Genomic DNA, 22,087 nt, shown 5'->3' on the forward strand with positions numbered 1-22,087 from the left:
ATATATCGTATAATTTTATTGACGCATCCATGATGAATGGTCATGACTGCGCCATCTTTCCTGAAATCATGGGCAGCACGCAGTCATGGGCATGTTCCCTTATTCCGTTTCGAAATCGATCAGTCTGCTGGCGCTGGCCTGGGCAGCGACCATCCCGACCACCGTTTCGGCGCGACCGGCGGCGCCTATGGTGGCGTCCGCGCCGGATATCGCCACCCGTTATGCGCTGGCCGACACATTCAACGGCCAGGCCCTTGGCGACCTGATCGACAATGCGGACGTCGCCCCCCATTTTGTGGGCGACGGCAAGGGGCTGTTCTATCGCACCGGCAATCGGCTGAACCAGACCTATGCCTATGTCGATCTCGCTACGCTGGCCAGGAAGCAGATCACGACCACGACGCAATTGCTCGCCGCCCTGACGTCCGCGAGCGGCAAGCCAATAGACATCGACGCCGCGAAGATCGCGGATGTCGACTATGACCCGGCAGCCAACATCGTTCGCTTCCGCGCGCTCGACGGACTGTGGCGTCTCGACACTAGCGGAAAGGCGGAACGTGTCGCCGAGGAGAAAGCGGACGATCATGCCCTTCCCTCCCCCGACGGCCGGTTCCGCATCGTCGCCCGCAACTATAATCTGATCGCCATCGACAGCAAAAGCGGCCGCGAGGTGGCGCTGACCATCGACGGTACGCGCGAGCAGCCCTATGGCCGCTCCATCCCGCAACTGGCCGACATATTGCGCGAAGGCACCGAAGAACCGGACATGCCAGTGTCGGCCCAATGGTCGCCCGACGGCCGCTATCTTCTGAGCTGGCGGCTCGACACGCGCGACGTGAAGAAACTGTCCATCACCCAGCAGAACCCGCCAGGCAGCTTCTATCCGCGCAGCTTCTCCTACATCTATCCTCTCGCCGGCGCGGAGACGCTGCCGCAGGCGACCCGCTTCGTCGTCAATGTCGAACAGGCGATGCGCCAGGGCAAGGCGAAGATCGTGCCGCTAGCGATTCCCAGCGAATCCATCCTCTATCCCTCACCGCCCGACATGGGCTGGATCAACGGCAAGCCGCGCATCCTGTGGACCGAACGCGGCTACAAGCAGCAAGCCGTCTATCAGGCCGATCCGGAGACCGGCGCAGCGCGCATCGTCGCGCATGAGGCAGTGGAACCGCTCGTCACCGTCACCTCCAGCATGATCTTGCCCGCCCCGGACCTGGGCGGGGAACTCTCCATCTCCGAACGGTCCGGCTGGGCGCAGCTCTATCTCGTCACCCCTGATGCGCCCGATGGCGGGAAAATGCTTACTCAGGGGGAATGGGAAGTGCTGTCGGTCGACCATGTTGCCGGGGACAAGACATCGCTCGTCGTGACCGGCGTCGGCCGGGAAAAGACCCGCAATCCCTATTGGCGCGCGCTCTACCGCGTGCCGCTGAACGGTGGCGAGCCGACCGAACTGACGCCCGAACCACTGGATCATGACGCGACGCTGTCCGACGACGGCAAGTGGATCGTGGATCAGATGTCCAGCCCGACCAGCCCCACACGCGCCGTGCTGCGCGACGGGCAGAGCGGACGGATCGTCATGGAACTGGCAAAGGCCGATGACAGCCGCCTGCGCACGGCGGGATATACCGCGCCCGAACCCTTCCGGGGCGTGGCGGCGGATGGCCATACGCCGATCTATGGCATGATCTTCCGCCCGGCGCATTTCGATGCGAAGCGCCGCTATCCGATCATCGACAATGTCTATACCGGGCCGACCACGACCGACGTGCCGGCCACCTGGAGCGACGCCCGTCGCGTCGCGGGCAACAGCGTGGCGCAGTTGGGCGCGATCGTGGTGATGATTGACGGCACGGGCACCTCGCGGCGTGGCCAGGCGTTCCGTCTGCCCGCCTACCAGAATCTGGGCGAAGTAGGCCTGGACGATCATATCGCCCTCATCCGCCAGATGGCCGCCCGATATCCCTATATGGACGTGAACCGTGTCGGCGTCTTCGGCGGGTCGGCGGGCGGATATGACACCGCGCGCTTCGTGCTGCGGCGGCCCAATTTTTTCAAGGTCGGCGTCTCCTCCTCCGGCAATCACGACCTGCGGCTGGACAAGACATGGTGGCCCGAAGTGTCCATGGGCAATGCCGACGAAGCGACCTGGGAGCGCAACAGCAACATGTCGGTCGCGGGCAATTTGATGGGCAAGCTGCTGCTGATCCATGGCGATATCGATGACAATGTGCCGGTGACGGAGAGCTTCCGCCTCGCCAAGGCGCTGATGGACGCCGGACGCGATGTCGATCTGGTCGTGCTGCCCAACACCACCCACCGGGTCTACCAGCCCTTCTTCTGGAAGAAGCTGCGTGACTATTTCACGCTGAACCTGCTCGGCGAAACGCCGCCGCCGTTGGATGTGCCAATTGCCGGACCGCAAGCTGCCCGCACCGCTGCGGCCAGATGATTTCCATGAGGACAGAGATGACAAAGACACTGCCGCTCATCGCCCTGCTGCTGGCGTCCGCGCCGGTCATGATGCCTGCCGCAGGCGCCCTCGCTCAGGCCCAGCCGGCCAAGAAGGTCTTCCCGCCGATCGCGAGGACCGCGTTCAGGACCCCGGCCTTCGACCTCGCGCTGCGCACCGACACGCAGACGCTGGCGCATCTGTCTCCGACCGGGGAGACCACGTTCGACTTCGTGCCTGCGGGCCGGGAGGCCGAGCGAGCGGGCGATGGCTATGTCCATATCGGCGACATCCACATCCGCCTGAAAAGCGGCGACGGGGCGTGGCAGGATTTCTCCTCCGCCCATGCGCGCAAGCCCATCGTCAAGCTGGCGGTGCGCGGCGACATGCTGGCGGCGGCGGACATCACGGCGTCGATGGGCGCGGACATCCCGCTGCGCGTCGAGCGGCAGTGGGTCAATGACAATGGCGTGCTCGCGCTGCGCTTCACGCTGGTGAACACCAGCCGCGCGCCGGTGGAGATCGGTGCGCTCGGCCTGCCGATGGTGTTCGACAATATCATCCTCGATCGCGACCTGGATCAGGCCCATGCACAGGCGAGTTTCGTCGATCCCTATATCGGCCGCGACGCGGGCTATGTGCAGGTCACGCGCCTCAACGGCCAAGGCCCCGCCCTGCTGGTGCTGCCCGAAAAGGGCACTCCGCTCGAAGCCTATCGCCCGGTACTGGAAGCGCGCGCCGCGCCCAAGGACGACATCTTCATCGACCGCAGCCCCCGCAGCCAGGTGTCGGAAGGCTTCTACGACTGGACCATCGCCAGCAAGGGCTTTGCCCAGAAGGAATGGGCCAAGGCCGGGCAACAATGGAACGAGCCGACCAGCATCACGCTTACCCCCGGCCAGAGCCGCACCATCGGCCTGCGCTTCGTAACCTCCCCCGGCATCCGCGCGATCGAGGATATACTGGTCGCCAACAAGCGGCCAGTTGCGGTCGGGATTCCCGGCTATGTCGTACCCTCCGACCAGTCCGCCAGCCTCTTCCTGAAATCACCCAGCCCGGTCGCGAAGATCGAAAGCTTCCCCGCCACCGCGCTGACCGCAACGCCCGCGGACAGCGGCACCGGCTGGGCGCGCTATGATGTGAAGGCCAGCGGCTGGGGTCAGGCCCGTCTCACCATCACCTATGCCGACGGGCAGGCCCAGACCGTCAGCTACTATATCACCAAGCCGCTGGAGCAGGTGATGGCCGATATCGGCCACTTCACTACGACCAATCAGTGGTTCGAGGGCAAGGATGACCCTTTCCACCGTTCGCCCGCCATCCTCACCTATGACCGGGAGGAGAATAAAATCCTGACCCAGGACGGCCGCGTCTGGGTCGCCGGGATGAGCGATGAAGGCGGCGCGGGAAGCTGGGTCGCCGCCGCGATCAAGCAACTCGACAATCCGAACCCGGAAGAGGTCGCCAAGCTGGAGCGGCTGGTCAACGAGACGGTCCTCGGTCATCTCCAAGTCGCGGAAGGCGACCATGCCGGGGCCGTCAAGAAGAGCCTTTTCTATTACGATCCCAAGGCGTTTCCGAACTTCTACGATCCGTCGATCAACTGGAAGAACTGGACCGCCTGGCCGAAGAAAGAGGCCGACGATCTCGGCCGCTCCTATAATTATCCCCATGTCGCGATCGGCCATTGGGTGCTCTATCGCCTCGCCCGCGAAAACCAGGGGCTGGTGAAGCAGCATGACTGGCGCTTCTATCTCGACTGGGCTTATCGCACCTCGGTCGCGATGATGCGCGATGCACCCTATTATGCCCAATTCGGGCAGATGGAAGGCGACGTCTTCCTCGACATCCTCAAGGATCTGAAGCGCGAAGGCCTGACCACCGAAGCGGACGAGATGGAGAAGCTGATGAAGGGTCGCGCCGACCATTGGCGCACGCTCAAATATCCTTTCGGTAGCGAAATGGCCTGGGATTCGACCGGCCAGCCCGAAGTCTATGCCTGGATGCGCTATTTCGGGTATCAGCCACAGGCCGACATAACCAAAGAGGTAATATTGGGCTATGACCCGACCATCCCTAGTTGGGGCTATAACGGCAATGCCCGTCGCTATTGGGACTTCCTCTACGGCGGCAAGGTATCACGGATCGAGCGGCAGATTCACCATTATGGATCAGCGCTCAACGCCGTGCCGCTGTTCGACGCCTATCGCCAGAATCCCGAAGACCTGCACCTGCTGCGCGTTGCCTATGGCGGGATGATGGGCGGCATCACCAATATCGACCAGCAGGGCTTCGGTTCGGCCGCCTTCCATAGCTGGCCCGACATGATGAAATGGGACGCGATCAGCGGCGATTATGGCATGGGCTTTTACGGCCATGCGATCGCATCGGCGACTTATGTGGTGAAGGATAAGACATTCGGCTGGCTGGGCTTCGGCGGCAAGGTGCAGGCCGATGGCGCAATCGTCCATGTCGTGCCGCAGGACGGCGCGCGCCGTCGCCTGTTCATTGCGCCGGCAGGCCTGTGGATCACGCTGGAGGCGGGGCGGATCGCCGGCGCCGACTATGACAGCGCTTCGGGACAGGTCATATTGGCGCTCGATCCCGCCGATGCTGCCACTCCCAAGGCGCGGCTGCTGTTCGAGACAACAACCAGGGACGGCCGCCCCTATGCGATCGACGGCGCAGCAGCCGATCGAGGCGGCTATGCCATCCCGCTGGACGCTGGAGTGACGCGCGTCACGCTGATCCCACGCTGACATGGCGATCACCATTCCGTCCCATCAGCCCGAAACGCTCTGGGGCCATCCCAAGGGTCTCTACGTCCTCTTCTTCACCGAATTATGGGAACGCTTCTCCTTCTACGGGATGCGCGCGCTCCTGATTTTCTATCTCACTCGCCATTTTCTCTATTCGGGCAAGGAATCGGGCCTTCTCTACGGTTCCTATCTGGCCCTGGTCTTCCTCTCGCCGATGATCGGCGGCTATCTGGCAGACAGGTGGCTGGGGCAGCGCAAGGCGGTGCTGTTCGGCGGGATGGTGATCGCCAGCGGCCATATATTGCTGGGAACGGAAGATTTCCTGGGTGGATCGCAAGCCACGTTAGGCGTCTTCTGGATCGGCCTGTCGCTCATCGTTGTCGGCACCGGCTTTCTCAAAGCCAATATCTCGGCGCTGGTGGGCAAGCTCTATGCCCAGCATGATCCGCGACGGGATTCCGCCTACACACTCTTCTACATGGGCATCAACATCGGCGGCGCGGTCGGTCCGTTGATGTGTGGCCTGCTGGGCGAAACGCTGGGCTGGAGCTACGGCTTCGGCGCGGCGGCCATCGGCATGATCGCGGGCATCATCGTCTTTGCGCGCGGCAAGCGTCATCTGCTGGGCGGCGGCGAAGCGCCCGATCCGGCAGCCCTGGCGCAACCCGTGCTGGGCGTGAAACGCGAATGGCTGATCTATGGCAGCACCATCCCCCTCACCCTGCTGAGTTGGCTATTGTTGGTGTCGCCCAAGCTGACCGGCACGCTTCTCGCCGCAGGCGGGCTGCTGGTCGGGCTGCTGCTGGTCTGGATCGCACTGGCGCGGCTGGAGGGGGAGGAACGGCGCAAGCTGCTGTATGCGCTGGCGCTGGTCGTCATTCAACCGGTCTTCTGGGGCCTCTATGAACAAAGCGGATCGTCGCTCAACCTCTTCATCGACTATCATGTAAACCGCATGATCCTGGGCTATGAGGTACCGGCTTCGGTCTTCCAGGCGCTACCCCCTCTCTTCGTCTGCCTGATCGCCTTGCCCTTCGCCGCGCTGTGGCTGCGACTGGCGAAACGCAACCGAATGCCGACCCCGCTCAGCAGCTTCGGTTTCGGCATCATCATGGTCGGCGGCGGCTTCGTGCTGATGGCGGCGGCGCAGCTTGTACCGGCGGATCAGAAAGTGCCGCTCACCTTCATCTTCCTGCTGTTCCTCTGTCATGCCGTGGGGGAAATGTGCCTTTCCCCGGTGGGCCTGTCCGCCATGTCGCGCTTCGCGCCGCGCCACATGACCAGCTTCCTGATGGGCACCTGGTTCCTGGCGACGGCGGCGGGCAATTTCAGCGCGGGCGTCATCGCTTCGGTGATCGAGGTGATGGGCGGCGGCGCCAATGGCGGCGACCGGGCGATCATCCTCGACGCCTATCTGCGCATCGGCCTGGTCGCGGCAGCGATCGGCGCATTCGTCCTGACCCTCAATATCGGGGCGCAGCAATACATCCGCTGGCGAGGCGCTATCCCGGTCTAAGCCGGTCCGCCGCTCTGGCAGGAAGGCGGAAGCGAAAACGCATTGCATCCTCGATAATTTATCGTATACCTTATATAAATTATGCACAGCAACAGGCCTTGCTCCACCATGCGCGACATCCATCCCAGTATATTATCGTCGGCTCGTGCCGACGTGCGTGCCGGGCGATGATCATGCTGTCGGGCATCGATAAAGCCACGCCTTTGCAGTGCAACACCACATCATCTACCATATACGGTCTGGTTGCGACGCGCTATTCCGGCATCGCAGCGCCCTATATGGAGACAGACAGGTGACCATCGTCGTCCGCACTCTTGCCGAACGTATCTTTGAAGTGATCCGCGAACGGATTGTCGAGGGAAAGTTGCCTGACCGGGAGCCGGTACGGCAGGATGCTCTCGCGGCCGAACTGGGCGTCAGCAAAATTCCCTTGCGCGAAGCGCTGGCGCGGCTGGAGCATGAGGGATTACTGACCAGTCAGGCCAATCGCGGCTGGTTCGTCCGCCCCATGTCGGCCGACCAGGCCGAGGAAATCTACCTGCTGCGCCTGGTGATCGAACCGGTCGCTGCCGCCTTTTCCTGCGTCCGCGCGACGGAAGAGGACAAGCAGGCGGCGATCAAGGCCTTCGAACTGCTGGACGCCGCAGCGCATGACAATCTGAACGATGTCGCGGTGCGCAACCGGGAATTTCACGTCTCGCTGGTTCGTCCGGGCGGGCGGCTGCTGACCACCCAGTTGGTCGAGCGGCTGGAAGTGCTGGCCGAACGCTATGTGCTCGCGCATCTGGAGCCAGCCGGCCGCGGCGACCGCGCTCATCTGGAACATCAGGCGCTGCTCGACGCCTGGCTCGCGGGCAAGGGGGATGACGTCCAGTCATTGCTGACCAGCCACATCGCCAGCACGCTGGACGATCTGCGGGCGCAACTCGCCGCCAGCCACACACAATGATCCGGACGCCATAAAGGGGACAACATGCTCGGACCACGCAAATCCATCGAAAAGCTCGCCCAGCGCGAGTCCGGGCATAGTCTGGCCAAGACATTGAGTTGGCCCCATCTGATCGCGCTGGGCGTCGGCGCGATCGTCGGCACCGGCATCTATACACTGACAGGTGTCGGCGCCGAGCGCGCCGGCCCCGCCGTCATCCTGGCCTTCGCCATTGCCGGCGCGGTCTGCGCCTGCGCCGCGCTCGCCTATGCCGAAATGGCCACCCTTATCCCGGCGGCGGGCAGCGCCTATACGTTCAGCTATGCCGCCATGGGCGAAACCATCGCCTGGATCGTCGGCTGGAGTCTGATCCTCGAATATTCGCTTGCCTGTTCGACCGTCGCGGTAGGCTGGTCGGGCTATCTGGTCGGCTGGCTGCAATCGACGGGCGTCCATCTGCCCGCGATGTTGCTGGTCGGGCCGCATGGCGGGGGTCTCATCAACCTGCCTGCCGTCCTCGTCGCATTGGCCGTGATGGGGATGTTGATCGCCGGGACGCGCGAAAGCGCAACGCTCAACATCATCCTCGTCATCATCAAGCTGATTGCCCTGTCGATCTTCGTCGCGATGGCGCTGCCTGCCTTTCAATCGACCAATCTCGAACCCTTCATGCCCTATGGTTTCGCCAGCACAGAGATTGAGGGGCAGAAGCGCGGCGTGATGGCGGCGGCGGCCATCGTCTTTTTTGCCTTCTATGGCTTCGATGCCGTCGCTACTTCGGCGGAAGAAGCCAAGAATCCGGGTCGCGACCTGACCATCGGCATCATCGGGTCGATGCTGGTCTGCACCGTCATCTATATGGCGGTCGCTATCGCCGCCGTGGGCGCCCTGCCCTTCCTCCAGCTCGCCAATTCGCCGGAGCCGCTGGCGCTGGTCCTGCGCCAGCTTGGCCAGCCGGTCGCCGCCCACCTGATCGCGCTCGCCGCCGTCATCGCCCTGCCTTCGGTCATTCTGGTGATGATGTATGGGCAAAGCCGCGTCTTCTTCGTCATGGCGCGCGACGGGCTGCTGCCGCGTAGCCTGGCCAAGATCAGCCCGCGCACGGGCGCGCCGACCCGCATCACACTGATGACCGGTATCTCGATCGCCCTGGTCGCCGGTATCTTCCGCCTGGATGAGATCGCCGAACTCGCCAATGCCGGCACCTTGATCGCCTTCATGGCGGTGGGCGCCTGCCTCATGATCCTGCGCCGCCGATCGCCCGAATTGCCGCGCCTGTTCCGTTGCCCGCAACCCTATGTCGTCGGCACGCTGACCATATTGGGCTGCGCCTATCTGCTCTTCAGCCTGCCCGACGCCACGCTGGTGCGCTTTGGCGTCTGGAACGTGATCGGCCTGCTCTTCTACTTCCTTTACAGCCGCAGCCGCAGCGATGCCCGACGGGATGCCGCCATCGCCTGACGGCGGCGCATCCTGTCCATATCAGCTCCAATCCGATGCCGAAGGAGATCGCGATGTCACGCGCCCTTTTCACCGCAACCGCCCTTGCTGCCGCCTCCCTCTGTGCAGCATCTCCTGCCGCTGCCAAAACCGCTTTCGACGGCGTCTGGCTGTTCGACAAGGCGCCCCCGATGCCCGGCGTCACGATGATGGAAGTAAGGAGCAAGGGCGCGAAAATCGAAGGTCATGTCACCACTCTCTGGTACGGCCCGATCGAGATGATGAACCCGCGTATCCAGGACGGCCGCCTGCTGTTCGAAGCGCGCAACATCAATGATCGCGATCATCCCACACGCCCATGGAGTGTCAGCCTGGACAAGGGGCAGGCACATCTGAAAGGCCGAATCTGGGCGAGCGAGGTCGATACCCAGGGCTATCGTGGCACGACGAAAGACGCCAAGGCCCGCACCTTCCGCTTCACCGCGCTGCCGCCGCTGGGCCAGCCCATTCCCGGCAAGCTCGCCACGACACCCCCCATGGGATGGAGCAGTTGGAACAAATTCGCCGAACATATCGACGACAGGACGGTGCGGGCCATGGCCGACGCGATGGTGTCAACCGGCCTGCGCGATGCGGGCTATCTTTACATCAACATCGATGATGGCTGGCAGGGCAAGCGCGACGCCAATGATATGCTCCAGCCCAATGAGAAGTTCCCGGACATGAAGGCGTTGACCGCCTATGTCCATTCGAAGGGGCTGAAGATCGGCATCTATAGTTCGCAGGGGCCGCGCACCTGCGCCGGATATGAAGGCAGCTACGGCCATGTCGCGCAGGATGCGAAGAGTTTCGCCGATTGGGGCTTCGACTATCTGAAATATGATCTCTGCTCGGGCGAATGGTTCTACGCCGATGCCGATAGGGTGAAACGCAGCTATCATGAAATGGGCGCAGCGTTGCAGGCGACCGGGCGGGACATCCTCTTCTCGCTCTGCGAATATGGCCGCTTCGACGTGGGCAGTTGGGGCCGGGACGTGGGTGGTCAGCTCTGGCGCACGACCGGCGACATCACCGACGATTATGAGACGATGACCAAAATCGGCTTCGACAAGAATGGCAATCCCGCTCATGCTGGCCCGCATGGCTGGAACGATCCCGACATGCTGGAAATCGGCAATGGCGGGATGAGCGCCGCCGAATATCGCACCCATATGACGCTATGGGCCATGTCGGCCGCGCCGCTGATGATGGGCCATGACCTGCGCGAAACGAGCGCGGAGACCTTGGCTCTGCTGACCAATCGCCGCGTCATCGCGGTCGATCAGGATGCGCGCGGCGTGCAGGGCAAGGCGGTGCGCAAACAGGGCGCGCTGGAAGTCTGGGCCAAGCCGCTCGCCGATGGTCGCGTGGCGCTGGCCCTGTTCAATCGCGGCGCCGAAAGCGCGTCTCTGGAGCTGACCGCCGCCGACGCCGGTTTCTCCTCTGTTACCCAGGTCGAGGATCTCTGGTCGGGCGCCACCGCCGCCATCCTGCCAACCAGCTACACCGTCCCGGCGCATGGCGCGGTGATGATCGCGGTGAAGGGGCAATAATGATACGAATACTGATGCAATCCTGCGCCGCCAGCGCTTTAGTCACCAGTCTTCTTCTCGTTCCAACCTTTGCGCAGGTCGATCCGCCCGAATGGGAACAGCCGGAGGTGACCCGCCAAGGTGCCGAGCCGATGCACACGACTTTCGACGGGTTCGAGACGCGCGCGGGCGCCCTGTCGCGCGATACGGCCAAGTCCCGCTATCATCTCTCGCTCGACGGCGAATGGAAGTTTCACCTTTCGCCCACACCCGAAAGCCGCCCGGTCGACTTCTATCGTCCCGATTATGACACCAGCGGCTGGGGCACGATAACGGTGCCCGGCATCTGGCAGGCGGAGGGCCATGGCCGCCCGGTCTTCGTCGGCAGCGGCTATCCCTTTCCGCGTAACCAGCCGAAAATCGATCACAGCCTCAACGAGGTCGGCTCCTATCGGCGCGAAGTCGTCATCCCCGCCCATTTCGCCGGCCGCCGCCTGCTGCTGACCATCGGCGCGGCGGGCGCGGCCTATTATCTCTGGGTCAACGGCCAGCAGGTCGGCTATTCCGAAGACTCCAAACTGCCCGCCGAATTCGACATCAGCCGTTACGCGCGCCCCGGCCGCAATCTGATCGCGATCGAACTCTATCGCTTCGCCGATGGCAGCTATCTGGAAGATCAGGACTTCTGGCGGGTCAACGGCATCGAGCGCAGCATCAGCCTTTATGCAGCGCCGCCAACCCATATCCGTGATCTGACCGTCGATGCCGGACTGGAGCATGACTATCGCGACGGACGGTTGGGTCTGACGGTCGATGTCGGTGGCAGCGGTCCAGCCGCGACGCGCGTACGCGCGACCCTGCTCGATGGCCAACACAGCCTGTTCGTGCGTGAAGCAAACGGCCGCCCTTCCGTCCGGATCGCCGCCAGTCTGCCGGACGTGAAGGCATGGACCGCCGAAACACCCAATCTCTACACGCTGCTGATCGAACTGCTGGATGACAAGGGCAAGCTGATCGAGGCGACCAGCCGCCGCATCGGTTTCCGCACCGTCGAGATCGCCGAAGGCGAAGTGCGGGTGAACGGCAAGCGGATCATGATCCGCGGCGTCAATCGCCACGAACATGATCCCAAGACCTTCCGCATCGTTTCCGAAGCGACCATGCGCCGCGACATCGAACTGATGAAGGCGGCCAATATCAATGCGGTGCGCACATCCCACTATCCCAACGATCCGCGCTGGTATGATCTGGCCGACGAATATGGGCTCTACATCATGGATGAGGCCAATATTGAGAGCCATGGCTATCTCAGCCTGTCGCAGGAGCGGGGCAATGATCCTTCCGTGCTGCTGGGCAACGACCCTGCCTGGCGCGCCGCGCATCTCGACCGGGTGCAGCGGATGGTCGCGCGCGATCGCAACCATCCTTCCGTCATCTTCTGGTCGCTGGGCAATGAGACCGGCATCGGCTCCAGCTTCGAGGAAGCGGCGAAATGGGTGAAGGCCAATGACCCGTCGCGCCTCGTCAGCTTCCTGGGCTGGAGCATGAGCGGCTGGCGCCACCCGGTGAACCCCTATGTCGATATCTTCGCGCCCATGTATGACGATGTGCCCAAGATGGTGGATTATGCGCAGGACCCGGCCCTCAAACAACCGCTGATCCTCTGCGAATATGCCCATGCCATGGGCAACAGCCTGGGCGATCTGGAGGGATATTGGCAGGCAATGCGGTCGCATCGAAAGTTGCAGGGCGGTTTCGTCTGGGACTGGGTCGACCAGACGATCCTGATGACGGACAAGGACGGGCGGCCCTATTGGGGCCAGGGGCTGGACTATGATCCCGATCCCAAGGCGCCCGGCGTGCATGGCGACGACAGCCCGGTGGGCGACGGTGTGATCCAGTCCGACCGCACGCCCGATCCGGAATATTATGAACTGGCCAAGGTTCAGTCCCCGATCGCCTTCACAGCTGACGCCGGCGGCTATCATATCCTCAACCGCCACGACCATATCGACCTGTCGCGCTTCACATTGGACTGGACGCTGATGGAGGACGGCGTCGCCGCCGCGCAGGGCAGCCTGCCCATGCCCACCGTCGCGCCGGGGGAAAGCGCGCCGCTGCCCCTATCCCTCCCCGCGCCGAAAAATGGATCGGCCGAGCGCATCCTTATATTGCGCGCCCGCGCCAGGGCAGGTGCGGTGCCGATGCTGCCCGCTGGCCATGTCGTGGGCTGGGAGCAATTTCCCCTGTCCGCGCCCGCCCTCCCCGCGCCACCGCCCGGCGATATTGTGCCAGTCGAGACGTCCGGCACGCTCAGCCTGTCGGCCGGCGGCAATGTGCTGGAGATCGACCGCGCGACCGGGCTGGTGCGGCGCTATGCGCGTGGCGGTACGCTGCTCCTCTCCGGCGGCGCACCCAATTTCTGGCGCGCGCCGACCGACAATGACATCGGCGCAGGCGTCCCCAAAAGCCATGCCATGTGGCAATATTTCTCCGAGCATCGGCGCGTGGAATCGGTCGAGCGATCGGGCAACGCCATCATCGTGCGCCACGATATGGGCGTGGGATCGGTGAAGGTCGAAACCCGCTGGACGATGGCGGCGGACGGCCGCGTCGGCGTAACGATGCGCTTCGATCCGATCCGCGACACGCTGCCCGATCCATTGCGGGTCGGCCTTGCCTTCGACACATCCGCCACCCTGACCAAAGTGAACTGGTACGGCCGTGGCCCGCAGGAGACCTATGCTGACCGCAAGACCGGCGGCCTTATCGCACGTTGGAGCGGGACCGTCGCGGATCAATATCATGATTATGCCCGTCCGCAGGAATCGGGGAACAAGAGCGACGTGCGCTGGATCGAGCTGACCGGCGGCGGCACGGGCCTGCGTGTCATCGGCGCGCAACCGCTCTCGGTCAATGCGCTCGCCTTCCCCTATGCCGACCTGGCGATGAAGCCACCGGCCCAAGCGCACAGTTCCGACATCCGCCCGCATGGCAATGGCACGCTGCTGATCGATGCGGCGCAGGCGGGCGTGGGCGGCGACACCGGATGGAATCTGGACGGACGGCCCCACATGCCCTTCCGCATCCCGCTCAAGTCGATGACCTATTCCTTCACCATCGACGCATCGCGCTGACACCTCCCGGTCCGGCACGATAAAAGGCCCGCCTGCATATCGATGCAGGCGGGCCTTTTGTTTCAGCGTGACCGGACTTGCATGATCCGGTCACCACTATCGTTTATACCAAGTTGCAAAGAGAATGACTTACCGAAATCGGCTGGTTGTTCCCCGGCGAAGGCCGGGGTCCAATTCAGACCGTGAAACTGGACCCCGGCCTTCGCCGGGGAACAGGTCGGTATGGGTCCATCAATGCTTCCTTATATTAGAAATTGACCGTCGCCCCGAAGAAGATGTTCCGGCCCAGCGAGTCATAGACGCCCGGATAGGTGTTTCCGTTGCCGAAGGACGACAGAATGCCGGCGGCTAGTGCAGGCGGGTCCTTGTCGAACATATTGTTGACACCGGCGCGTATGGTCAATTGCTTGCCGATCGACTGGGTCAGCGACAGGTCGAAATAATTATAGTCGTCAATCTTGCGGTTGATGACGCTGGACGGCGAACCGTTCAGCAGAGTATTATCCGACAGGCTGGACAATGTCGTGCCGCCGATATGGCGCCAGGACAGGGAAAGCACCGTATCGCTCGGCGCCATCCAGCTAAAGCGGGCCACGTGCCGCCATTCGGGCGAAGGCTGGCCGCAGGTATAACCGAACATGCCCTTGCAGTCATAGCTGCCCAGCCCCGGCTGCGGCTGCGCCACCTGTTCGGCAAGCCAGGTGCCGACCATGTTGACGTTGACCTTGCCCATCTTGCCGATGCCGAACGTATAGTCCGCGGTCACATCGATGCCCGATGTCTTCAAATAGCCGGTGTTGAGCGTGGTCGAGACGATATAGCCGTTCTGGCCGAAGATCGCACCGGAGCGCGGATCGCGATTGAACAGGCTGCAATAATAAGGATCGCCCGACCTGGTGCATTCACTGATAATCAGCGCCGGGCTGATCGAATTGATATAGTCCTTTACCTTGATCTTGTAATAGTCGACCGACAGCGAGAAGTTACGCAGCGCACGCGGCGTCAGCACAAAACCGGCGGTGATCGTATCGGCCGTTTCCGGCTTCAGGTTGCGGTTGCCGCCGCCCAGTGCCGAACAGGTTTCGGCCGGGCACTCGACGATGTTGCCATATTGCGCAGTGGTGACGCCGGTGAGTGCACAGGTTTCCGGCGATGCGACCGGGTCCGTACCCGCACATGGATCGGAACCGGCGACGTTGCCGACCGACTGCGACGCGAACAGTTCGGTAATATTCGGCGCGCGGATCGCGTGATTGTAGCTGGCGCGCAGGCGCACATCATCAACCGGCTGCCAGCTCAACTCGCCCTTGTAAGTCCAGACACCATAGCTCGACTTGTAGCCGGTCGACTTCTGCTCATTCTTGTAGGAGGAGTAACGCAGACCGCCGTTGATCGTCAGCGAGCGGATGAACGGCATATCCTGGATCAGCGGGATTTCGATTTCGCCATAGCCTTCGGTCACGCTGATGATGCCATCGGCATTGGTGCTACCGCCCTGCTGCGCGATCTCGTCGGCGAAGAAGTTCAGCGTTTCGCGGCGATGTTCCGCACCCAGCGCGATACCGACGCCCCGGCTGGCCCACGGGCTGGTAATGCCCATCTGGCCCAGGTCGCCGCTCAGCGTGCCGGAGAATATCTGCTGCGCATTGCGCGAAGACGTATTGCTCGGCGTGAAGAGATAGCTGCCCTGCTCGGCGGTCACGCCGCCTGCGGCGAAGACATTGGCCGGAATGCAGTTCGGGTCGGTGCCGTCGATCACAGAGCGGCAGGTGGCGACGCCGTTGACGCTGACCACATCCAACGCGCGCTGCGCCTTCACCGCGTCGACATTGTTGAGGTAGCGTTCCTTGAACCGGACCAGCGAATAGAGATAGTTCACATCATAGCTGAACCCGCTACCCAGATCGCCGCGCACACCGGCGGTATAGCGATAATCATTATATTTCAGGTCATCGCGGCGCGGCGCGATCGACATGCGATAGCCGACCAGCGCGTCGGCGGTCTGGGCCGTCCCGGCCTTGCTGCCGCACAGGGTCTGTAACTGGCTCGCGCTGGCGAGCGGATTGTTGCACGAAATGGCGAAGGGCGACCCCAGGAAGATCGCCGACGGCGCCACCTGCGAAAATGTATGGTCGCGCATGAACATGAAGCTGCCATAGACTTCCGCCGCCTTGCTCAGTTCGAACTTGGCGAAGGCGCCCGCGGTGATACGCTCGTCGGAACGCTGGAAATAATTGTCCGGCGCATAATTATAGGCATAGCTGTTGTCATAAGGGACGAAAGTCTGCGTGCCGTCCCGGTTGTTGGTCAGCGTCCGCCCCTGGGACGCGCCTTCCAGCGGGACGAAGGTGCCATAGGGCGTGTTGCTCGACCCGCCGCAGAAGAGCGCGGTGCCTGCATCATCCGCCTGTTGCAACGCGCAGGAGGAAACGTCGCGATTCGACTGGCGGACCGGACTGAAATGGCGATAACCGCCATAGACGGTGATGTTGCCGCGGCCGTCGGCAAAATTCTTGCCCGCCGAAATGGTGATATCCTGCTTGCCGCCATCCATCACCGACCCGTTGGCCAGGCGATAGCCCTTGTCGTCCAGCAGGCTGCGCACCGCGCCATTATTATTGTCGTGCTGGAAGAAGCCGGTCTGGGCGTCGATGCGGATGCCGTCCAGATTATCCTTGAGCACGAAATTGACCACGCCCGACATCGCATCGGACCCATAGACGGCCGAAGCGCCGCCGGTCAGCACATCGACCCGCTCGACCAGGCTGCTGGGAACGAAATTGAGGTTGACCGCCTGCTGCGGCAACATGCGCTGGCCGTTGACCAGCACCAATACGCGGTTGGAACCCAGATTGCGCAAGTTGATCTTCGACGTGCCGTCCGATCCGTTCGACACATTCTCGTTCTCGGCGGCGGTAAACTGCGGCAGGCGGTTGAGCACGCCCTCCACCGTGGTCGCGCCCTGATAGCGAAACTCTTCGGAACCGACGACGGTCTGGGGACTGTTGCTCTCCAGATCCGGGCGCTTGATGCGCGTGCCGGTGACGACGATTTCACTGGTGCCACCCGCATCCGCAGCCTGCGGTGTTTGAGCATTGGCTGCCCCTGCCAGCAGAGCGGACAAAGCCGCTGCGCAATAAAATTTCGTGCGGTGATTCCGCATTGTCGCGTTCCTCCCTTTTAGGACCGCTCTTTATTGCGATATATGACAGCTCCTGTCAAATACCGTATACGAAATATAATAGACTGATTTGATAGGCCTACGGCAAATCGACCTGCATCGGCCGGGACAGGCAAACGAAAAGGCGTCGCACCAATGGCGTAATAGAGTTGCAAATCCGGATGATAGGCGGCCAGATCGTACAATCTCGTCAGCGATCCGCTCGACACCAGCTTCGCGCGCCATTATCAGCATATCGCCCCGTCCCTGACGGACCTGCGCCAGCGAACAACCAATAGATTTGCGCGCCCGCAACATTGTTGCCTCCGCCGATCGACATTATGGTCGCGCCATGCCGACGGTCCCTGTTCCCAGCTTCTATCTCTATGGCGAACCCCAACGCAGTGTGGCGGAAGGCTTCGTTCATGTCGAAAACCTGGATGATCGCTCCCGCCCAAGCGAATGGACGATCCGCCCGCATGTCCATCACGACCTCAACCATATCATCCTGATCGCCGAAGGCGGCGGCGCGATGCAGGCGGAGGCGACCCAGCTATCCTTCGAAGCGCCCTGCCTGCTGCTGATACCCGCCGGTATCGTTCATGGCTTTACCTGGCATCAGGAATCGCGCGGCCATGTCACCACCATCGCCGCCAGCTATCTGCGTCATCTCATGGCGCGCGACACCGAACTCGCGCCGCTTTTCGCCTGCGCACAGGCAGTGGCGCTGCCGAATGAAGAGGGCCAGGACGCCGAAACCGTCATCGCCCGCATGGCCAAGGAGCTGAGCTGGTCCGGCCCTGGCCGGCGCGCCGCCGTCGAATCCGCTCTGTTGCTGCTCATGGTCCTGGCCCTGCGGCATGTGACGATCGCGAAAGCGGCGCAATCCGGCACCACACGCCAGGCCGCGCTGGTCGCGCGGCTACGCGAACGGATCGAGCAGCGTTTTCGTCAGCGCGAACCCGTATCGATCCAGGCTGCGGCGCTGGGCACCAGCCTCACCGCCCTGCGCCAGGCCTGCGCCCGCATCGCGAACAGCTCGCCTGCGCAGATGCTCGATGATCGCGCCCTGCTGGAAGCCCGTCGGCTGCTGCTGTACTCACAGCTTTCCGTGGCGGAAATCGCCTATGCGGTGGGCTTTGAAGATCCCGCTTATTTCTCCCGCTTCTTCGCCCGGCATATTGGTCAATCGCCGCGCGCCTGGCGCGCCACGCGCGAACGATCCTGACCATCATGCACGAAGAAAATCCCTCCATTCGCTGGCGCGCATTGGAAACCTATCTTGACCTGCCTGGCCACCGGTCGGCATGGGGCGACGATGACATGTGACATGATGACCGACCTGATCGTCGCAAGGCTGCTGCGTGACCATGGCAAGAGCAAGCATCATTGGCGCAAAGTGATCGGTCCGATCCGTCTTTACAGCCGCGAGACACATCCCCATTGCAACTGGACTGCGACACCTACCGGCAGTCTACGGGATATCGCGCTGATCGAATCCCTGCTCGATGACCTGCGTTTCCTTCACCCGTTGCTCGGTGCCTGACGCGAAGAAGGGCGCGACAGGTTGGCCCGCCGCGCCCTTCCCTGCGACCCCAGAGGGATAGCGATCAACCCAGTTGCCGTTCCAACTCGCCCAACACGCGATAACAGTCGAACACCTTGGCGACGCTCGAATTGGGATCACGGCCTTCGCGGATGGCGCTGATGAACTCACGGTCCTGCAGTTCGATGCCGTTCATCGACACCGCGACCTGGCTGACGTCGATTGGTTCTTCCTTGCCGTTCACCAGATCGTCGTAGCGCGCGATATAGGTGTCCGTATCGCCGATATAGCGAAAGAAGGTGCCAAGCGGCCCGTCATTGTTGAAGGACAGCGACAGGGTGCAGATAGCGCCCGTCTCGCTTTTGAGCTGGATCGACATGTCCATGGCGATGCCGAGTTCGGGATGGATCGGCCCCTGCATCGCATGGGCCGCCACGATCCTGCCAGCCTGATAGGCAAACAGGTCGACCGTGTGTGCGGCATGGTGCCACAGAAGATGATCGGTCCAGCTACGCGGTTCACCCTTCGCATTGATGTTCTTGCGGCGGAAGAAATAGGTCTGCACGTCCATCTGCTGAACGTTGAATTCGCCGGCAGCGATACGGTTGTGAACGAACTGGTGCGACGGGTTGAAGCGGCGGGTGTGGCCGACCATGCAGGTGAGGCCGGTTTCCTGCTGCTTGGCAAGCACCGCCTGCGCGCCGGCCCAGCTATCGGCGAGCGGGATTTCGACCTCGACATGTTTGCCCGCATCCATGCAGGCGATCGCCTGGTCAACGTGCATCTGCGTGGGCGTGCAGAGGATCACCGCATCGACGTCGGCCCGCGCCAGCGTTTCGTTGAGGTCGGTCGTCACATGGCCAATGCCATATTTCTCCGCGACCTTCTTCGTCGCTTCCAACTCGCGGCCGATGATCGAGGTGACGGTCACGCCGTCGATGTTCTTGAGGCCGTCGAGATGCTTTTCGCCAAAGGCGCCGGCACCAGCCAGGGCAATACGCATAGACTAAACTCCGTATTCTTCTCCCCTCCCTTTTAAGGGAGGGGCTGGGGGTGGGTGCGAGCGAAGCGAGCCTGCGCCCATCTGAAAGGTAGAAGCGATTGCTGCCACAATCGCCCCCACCCCAACCCTTCAAACGAGGCACGTGACTCGTTTGAACCTGAAGGGGAGGGGCTAAATATCGTTATTCCGCCGCGAGCGCGCTCACGCCGCTGCCGGTCATATCCAGACCTTCGCCATTGTCGGGGCGCAGAACCATATGGCCGATCGCGGTGTTGGAGCAGGGCACATGATAATGGCGGTGCAGCGCGCGGGTCTTTTTCCCCAGCGCACCCCGCATAACCAGCCACATCACCATCTCGATGCCTTCGCTGCCCGTCTCGCGCAGATATTCGATATGGGGAATATGGCGCAGATGATCGCTTTCGCCGATCAACCCATCCAGGAACCTGTTATCCCATTCCTTGTTGATGAGGCCGGCGCGCGGTCCCTGCAACTGGTGGCTCATACCGCCCGTACCCCATATCTGGACGTTCAGATCCTCGGGGAAGCTCTCTACCGCCTTGCGCACCGCTTGGCCCAGCGCCCAGCAGCGATTGCCCGACGGTGGCGGATAGGTGACGACGTTTACCGCCAGCGGCACGACCTTGCACGGCCAGGCGTCGGGCTTGCCGAACATCATGGAAAGCGGCACCGTCAGGCCATGATCCACATCCATCTCGTTGATGATGGTCATGTCGAACTCGTCCAGGATCAGACTTTGCGCGATATGCCAGGCAAGGTCGGGATGCCCCTCCACGTCCGGCACCGCACGCGGCCCCCATCCCTCATCGGCGGACTTGTAGCGTTCGCCGCACCCAATCGCGAAGGTCGGTATGATCTTCATGTCGAAGGCGGAGGCATGGTCGTTATAGACCAGGATCACGACATCGGGTTTTTCCGCTTCTTCCCACGCGCGGGTCCAGTCGTAACCGGCGAAGATCGGCCCGAAATATTCGTCACGATCCTTGTTGAAGTCGGACGCCACGCCCAGCAGCGGCACATGGCTCGACGCCACGCCAGCAGTAATCCGCGCCATCTCAGCGGCCTCCTTCGTCAGTATCGCCGCCGATGGCGGCGTTGGCCTTTATCGAGCGGACACCCTCAGGAGAGCGTCCACCCTTCATCATCATTTCCCGATACTCGGGAAAGCTCATGTCGGTCATGGTGCTGACCGCTTCGGCGAACGGAATCCCGTCGGTCGAAAACAGCTTGGCGAGGAAATAGACATTGCCGCCCAGGTCCAGGCAGCGATTATAATCGCGTGCCAGCAACGCCTGCTTCTGTTCCTCGCTCAGCTGCCATTCGTCCATATAGGCGCGCTCGTCCGCCTTGAACCGCGCGCGATTTTCCGCGTTCATCAGGCTCATCGCAAACTGGTTCATATGATAACCGATGCGCGCGCGCGCCGCGGTATAGACGCGGGTGCCGGGAATATCCTCCAACTCGGCCAGATATTCGTGGATGTCCTGATGCTTGGGATCTTCGGTTATCACAATCCCCTCTCCTTCAATTTGGTGTCGAGGCGCGGGAAGACGCGGCGGGCGTTACCCGCAAAGATAGCGTTGCGTTCCTCGTCGCTTATCTCCAGCGCATCGACATAGCGCTTGGTGTCGTCGAAATAGAAGCCGGTGGTGGGGTCGATGCCGCGCACCGCGCCGACCATTTCCGATCCGAACAGTATGTTCTTATTGTCGATCACGTCCGCCAGCAGATTGACGCCTGTCTGGTGATAGACGCATGTGTCGAAGAAGATGTTGTTCATCAGATGCGTCGACAGGTCGGGCTTCTTGAGCATATCGGCCAGACCCCGGTAGCGCCCCCAATGATAGGGCACCGCGCCGCCGCCATGCGGGATGATGAATTTGAGCGTGGGGAAATCCTTGAACAGGTCGCCTTCCAGCAACTGCATGAAGGCGATGGTGTCGGCCGCGATATAATAGCCGCCGGTCGCGTGCATCGCCGGATTGCAGCTACCCGACACATGGATCATCGCCGGTACGTCCAGCTCGACCATCTTCTCGTAGAAGGGATACCAGTAGCGATCGGTCAGCGGCGGATGGGTGAAATGGCCACCGCCCGGATCGGGATTGAGGTTGCAGCCGATGAAACCCAGTTCAACGACGCAACGTTCCAGCTCGGCGATGCTGTTGGTCATGTCGGCCTTGGGCGACTGGGGCAACATGCACACGCCGACGAAGGTTTCAGGGAAAAGACCGACGACGCGCGCAATCAGGTCGTTGCAGCGTATCGCCCATTCTTTCGCCACCGCTTCGTCACCCACATGCGGCGCCATGGCCGAAGCGCGCGGCGAGAAAATGGTGAGGTCGGCGCCACGTTCCTTGATGAGACGCAATTGGTTCGCCTCGATCGTCTCGCGAATCTCGTCGTCGCCGATCTCGGGATAGGAAGGACATACTGTGCCAGCCTTGAACGCCGCCTTCTGCTCCTCGCGCCAGGCGTCATGCCCCTTGGGCAGAACGGTATAATGACCGTGGCAATCAATAATCAGGCTCATCCGTTCGCTTCTCCAATC

Annotated in this window: 14 protein-coding genes; 9 read left to right on the forward strand and 5 right to left on the reverse strand. The window is 62.3% G+C overall.

Annotated features, from left to right (window positions below):
- Positions 1-91: 91 nt before the first annotated feature.
- The 7 genes from MOK15_RS17970 (at position 92) to MOK15_RS18000 (ending at position 13,806) form a co-directional block, all read left to right on the forward strand.
- Positions 92-2,455 (forward strand): DPP IV N-terminal domain-containing protein, encoded by a 2,364-nt coding sequence (locus MOK15_RS17970; protein ID WP_242933090.1) that lies wholly within the window; start codon positions 92-94, stop codon positions 2,453-2,455.
- A 17-nt stretch (positions 2,456-2,472) separates the two neighbouring features.
- Entirely contained in the window at positions 2,473-5,214 is a 2,742-nt protein-coding gene (locus tag MOK15_RS17975) for a DUF5695 domain-containing protein (protein WP_242933091.1), read from the forward strand.
- Between the two features lies 1 nt (position 5,215).
- Entirely contained in the window at positions 5,216-6,730 is a 1,515-nt protein-coding gene (locus tag MOK15_RS17980; protein WP_242933092.1) for a peptide MFS transporter, read from the forward strand.
- A 292-nt stretch (positions 6,731-7,022) separates the two neighbouring features.
- Complete coding sequence (locus MOK15_RS17985; protein WP_242933093.1) at positions 7,023-7,679, forward strand: GntR family transcriptional regulator; 657 nt, start codon at positions 7,023-7,025, stop codon at positions 7,677-7,679.
- Positions 7,680-7,703: 24 nt separating this feature from the next.
- On the forward strand, positions 7,704-9,119 hold the full coding sequence (locus MOK15_RS17990; protein ID WP_242933094.1) for an amino acid permease: 1,416 nt from the start codon (positions 7,704-7,706) through the stop codon (positions 9,117-9,119).
- 53 nt (positions 9,120-9,172) lie between these two features.
- Positions 9,173-10,690: a glycoside hydrolase family 27 protein gene (locus tag MOK15_RS17995; RefSeq protein ID WP_242933095.1), complete on the forward strand. Its 1,518-nt coding sequence runs from the start codon at positions 9,173-9,175 to the stop codon at positions 10,688-10,690.
- Positions 10,690-13,806, forward strand: a complete 3,117-nt coding sequence (locus MOK15_RS18000; RefSeq protein ID WP_242933096.1) for a glycoside hydrolase family 2 TIM barrel-domain containing protein — start codon at positions 10,690-10,692, stop codon at positions 13,804-13,806. The genes MOK15_RS17995 and MOK15_RS18000 overlap by 1 nt, the downstream gene beginning before the upstream one ends.
- 247 nt (positions 13,807-14,053) lie before the next feature.
- Here the strand turns inward: MOK15_RS18000 and MOK15_RS18005 are convergent, their stop codons facing one another.
- Positions 14,054-16,969 carry a TonB-dependent receptor gene (locus MOK15_RS18005; protein WP_242933097.1) on the reverse strand — a complete coding sequence of 972 codons (2,916 nt, stop codon included), beginning with the start codon at positions 16,967-16,969 and terminating at the stop codon, positions 14,054-14,056.
- A 349-nt stretch (positions 16,970-17,318) separates the two neighbouring features.
- Between MOK15_RS18005 and MOK15_RS18010 the strand changes: the two genes are divergently transcribed.
- On the forward strand, positions 17,319-18,194 hold the full coding sequence (locus tag MOK15_RS18010; RefSeq protein WP_242933098.1) for a helix-turn-helix domain-containing protein: 876 nt from the start codon (positions 17,319-17,321) through the stop codon (positions 18,192-18,194).
- Between the two features lie 90 nt (positions 18,195-18,284).
- Entirely contained in the window at positions 18,285-18,512 is a 228-nt protein-coding gene (locus tag MOK15_RS18015; RefSeq protein ID WP_242933099.1) for a hypothetical protein, read from the forward strand.
- Positions 18,513-18,576: 64 nt separating this feature from the next.
- Here the strand turns inward: MOK15_RS18015 and MOK15_RS18020 are convergent, their stop codons facing one another.
- The 4 genes from MOK15_RS18020 to MOK15_RS18035 form a co-directional block, all read right to left on the reverse strand.
- Positions 18,577-19,515 carry a Gfo/Idh/MocA family oxidoreductase gene (locus tag MOK15_RS18020; RefSeq protein WP_242933100.1) on the reverse strand — a complete coding sequence of 313 codons (939 nt, stop codon included), beginning with the start codon at positions 19,513-19,515 and terminating at the stop codon, positions 18,577-18,579.
- Between the two features lie 181 nt (positions 19,516-19,696).
- Positions 19,697-20,590, reverse strand: a complete 894-nt coding sequence (locus MOK15_RS18025; protein WP_242933101.1) for a class III extradiol dioxygenase subunit beta — start codon at positions 20,588-20,590, stop codon at positions 19,697-19,699.
- 1 nt (position 20,591) lies between these two features.
- On the reverse strand, positions 20,592-21,047 hold the full coding sequence (gene ligA / locus MOK15_RS18030) for a protocatechuate 4,5-dioxygenase subunit alpha (RefSeq protein ID WP_242933102.1): 456 nt from the start codon (positions 21,045-21,047) through the stop codon (positions 20,592-20,594).
- Positions 21,044-22,069, reverse strand: coding sequence for an amidohydrolase family protein (locus MOK15_RS18035; protein ID WP_242933103.1), 1,026 nt, complete (start codon positions 22,067-22,069; stop codon positions 21,044-21,046). Before MOK15_RS18035 ends, ligA begins: the two co-directional genes overlap by 4 nt.
- Positions 22,070-22,087: the final 18 nt, after the last annotated feature.

It is taken from the genome of Sphingobium sp. BYY-5 (assembly GCF_022758885.1).
Classification (GTDB): domain Bacteria; phylum Pseudomonadota; class Alphaproteobacteria; order Sphingomonadales; family Sphingomonadaceae; genus Sphingobium.